3 protein-coding genes are annotated in these 3,248 nt (G+C 74.0%); all 3 read right to left on the reverse strand.

Annotated elements, in window-relative coordinates:
• The coding region (locus MFF42_RS26075; protein WP_238258855.1) for a sensor histidine kinase at window positions 1-1,630 on the reverse strand (1,630 nt) is incomplete at its 3' end.
• A gap of 110 nt (window positions 1,631-1,740) precedes the next feature.
• Window positions 1,741-2,673 carry a glycosyltransferase family 2 protein gene (locus tag MFF42_RS26080; RefSeq protein WP_238258856.1) on the reverse strand — a complete coding sequence of 311 codons (933 nt, stop codon included), beginning with the start codon at window positions 2,671-2,673 and terminating at the stop codon, window positions 1,741-1,743.
• Window positions 2,670-3,248, reverse strand: a 579-nt coding sequence (locus tag MFF42_RS26085; RefSeq protein WP_507763123.1) for a glycosyltransferase family protein, incomplete at its 5' end; no start/stop codon positions are given. The genes MFF42_RS26080 and MFF42_RS26085, both read right to left, overlap by 4 nt.

A 3,248-nucleotide genomic window follows, 5' to 3' on the forward strand; every position in this document is an offset into this window, starting at 1 on the left:
CCCCGGTCGCCCCGCCGACCCGCCAGGGCTTCGGCGGGGCGACCGGGGGACCGCCGCTCTCGCGCCAGTCGAGATGCAGCACGCCGGCCTCGACCCTCCAGGCGATGACGACCCGTCCCCGGCCCGTCGAGAGGGCGCCGTACTTGGCGGCGTTGGTGGTGAGTTCGTGGATCGCCATGCCGATCGGCACGGCGATCTCGGAGGGAAGATCGACCGCCGGGCCGTCGAGGACGATGCGCAGGTCCGGCGAGGTCTCGGTCTCGCTCTCGGCATAGGGCATCAGCTCGGAGGCGAGCAGGTCGCGCAGGCTCGCCGTCTGCCACGTCGCCTCGGTGAGCACGCTGTGGGTGTGGGCGAGCGACTTGATGCGGCCGACGAAGGCCTCGTGGAAATTGTCGATGCTGGTGGCGGTGCGCGCCGTCGAGCCGACGATGGCCTGGACCGTGGCGAGCGTGTTCTTCACCCGGTGGTGCAGCTCGCGGATGAGGAGGCTGCGGCGCTCCTCGGAGAGGTGGCGGTCGGTCACGTCGGCGACGACGCCGATCAGGCGCCGCGGCAGGCCGCCCGGCCGGGTCCGCTCGAACCGGCCGGCCATGTCGATGGTGCGCCACTGCCCGTCGTCGTGGCGGCGGATGCGGCCGGTGGCGTGGAGGATCGTGTCCTCGCGCAGCGCCCGCAGGATCGCCTGCCGGAAGACGAGGCGGTCGTCGGGGTGGAGGATCTGCTTGAGGAAGGTGGACTTGCCGATGCTGCCCTCTTCGGGGCGGCGCCCGAAGATCGCGAACATCCGCTCGTTCTCCCAGGTCGCCTGGTCGTCGAGGACGTGCCACTCGAAGATGCCGAGATTGGCGACCGTGGTGGCGACCCGCAGGCGCTCCTCGCGCTCGGCCAGGGCCTCCCTCGCCTCGACCCGGGTGGTCACGTCCTGCACCACGCCGACGATGCCGACCGGCGTGCCGTCGGCGGCGAGCAGCGCCTCGCCGCGGGCGCCGATCCAGATCTCGGCGCCGTCGGTGGCGCGGCGGAAGCGGGTCTGGAAGGCGTAGGGCCGGCGCTCGGCGATGGCCGCGGCGACCGCGTCCTGGATCCGCTCGGCATCCTCCGGATCGACCTGGCCCCGCATCCCCTCCCAGGTGACGGAGCGTCCCGGCGCGTAGCCGAGAATCTGCGCCGCGCGGCGCGAGAACACCATCTGCCCGGTGACGAGATCCCAGCGCCACTCGCCGAGGCCCGCCGCCGTCAGGGCATCGCGGTTCTGCTCGGCCCGGACCAGGTCGTCGGCATCGACGAGGGTCACGACCGCGACCGTTTCCGCCGCATCCTCGCCGGAGAGGGTCAGGCGCAGATCGAGGCTGCCGCCATCGGCCCGCAGCCAGCGGCGGATGCCGGCCTTCACCTCGGAGCTTCCCTCGCCGAAGGCTTCGCGGCCGATCACCTGATCGGTCGGGCGGCCGTCGAGGGTGCCCGGCGCGTAGCCGAGCCAGCGGCACAGGCAGGCGTTGGCGGCGCGGATCCTGCGCCCGTCGGGCGTGAACACGGCAAGGCCCACCGGCGCGCCGTCGAAGGCCGCACGGTACAGGGCGGGCGACAGGTCCGCCGGTCGAGAACCCTTGTCCGTGCTGTCGTGCACTCCGTTCCCCGTTCAGCCGCCCGCCGCGGGTGCAAGCGGGACCGTCCGGAGCGCGGCACCATGACGGAGGCCGCCGCGGACGACAAGATGCCCCCGCCGCAAGGCAAGCCTCATCGGCCGCCGCGGGTCAACAGGCCCGGCAGGGCCGCCGCCAGCATTCGCCCGGCGCGGATCACCGCACCCGCGTCCCGCGCCGAGCCCTTCATCAGGGCCCGGCCGAGGCGGACCGGCAGGTTCACGGTGAGCGCGGCGGCCAGCACGGCGAGCGATGCCGCCCGGCCGTGGTGCTTGTCCGCGTAGAGCGCCTGCGCCCGCAGGAAGTAGAACAGGCGCCGGTCCTTCACCGCCTCGGTGGTGCCCTGGCCGCGGTGGCGGATCTCGGCCTGTGCGACGTGGCACACGGCGAAGCCCGCGGCCGCCGCGCGGGCGCAGAGGTCGGCATCCTCCCAGTAGACGAAGAAGCGCTCGTCGAAGCCGTTGAGCCGGGCGAAGAGCGGGCGTCGGATCATCAGGAAGGCCCCCATCACCGCATCGACGGGCCGCGTCTCGGCGTGGTCCCACTCGAGCAGGAAATGCGGCGCGACGCGGCCGGGCAGCAGCCGGTCGAGGAACAGGGTGTGGGCGATCAGGCTCGGCCCCGTCGGGTGGCGGGCGCAGGTCCGGTGGGTCCGCCCCGCCTCGTCGACCAGCCGGGCGCCGACAATGCCGGTGCCGGGATCGGCCTCGAGCCGCGCACGGGCGGCGGCGATGCCGTCCCGGCTGACCTGCGTGTCGGGGTTGAGAAACAGGATGGCCCCGGCCGATCCCAGCGCCGCGCCCTGGTTGCAGGCGCGGGCGAAGCCGCGGTTGTCCGCGTTGCGCAGCACCGTGAGCGCGAGGCCCGGTCGGTCCAGCCCCTCGGCGGAGCCGTCGCCGGAGGCGTTGTCGACGACGACGACGCGCAGCTGCTCCGCCCCGTCGCTCGCCGCGAGGCTCGCGAGGCAGGCCCGGAGCTGGTCCCCGGCATTCCAGTTGACGATGACGACGTCGAGGGGCGCGGTCACGGCGGCGCGTCCGCCGGCCGGCCGAGACGCCCGGCAAGCCCCTGCGCCAGGGCCGCGAGCAGGCGCGCGAGCACGTAAGGCGCGAACCGGTGCCGGCTCCAGTAGAGCCCGATCTGCAGCGGCAGGTAGGCGGCCTGTTTCAGCTTCCAGCGGGCGGGCACGTGCGGCAGGCGCCAGCCATAGGCGGTGTTGCGGACATAGACCGCCATGCGGAACAGCGGCTGGTCGGGCATCGCCACCGGAAGGAACCGCGCCCGGATCGTGCCGCGCCCGACGCTGTGCGGGATCGCGGTGCCGGGGTCCATCCAGCAGCTCCGGCCCCGCGCCCAGGCGCGGAAGCACCATTCGAGATCGACGGCGTCGATGAAGAAGTCCTCGCGGAACGGGCCGACCTGCGCGAAGGCGGCGAGATCCACGAGCGAGCCGGAGGTCGCCAGGAACTCGACTGGCCGAAGGTGTTCGCGGGGCGGCACGCCGGGGCGCGGCGGGTAGATGGGCGCCTTGTGGCCGGGCTTCGGCGCGGGCGCCGGCCCGACGAGAGCCGGGGGCGGCTCCGCACCCGCGGCGCGGTCCAG

Origin of the sequence: Methylorubrum podarium (genome assembly GCF_022179745.1) — a bacterium.
In the GTDB taxonomy this organism is placed as follows: Bacteria; Pseudomonadota; Alphaproteobacteria; order Rhizobiales; family Beijerinckiaceae; genus Methylobacterium; species Methylobacterium podarium.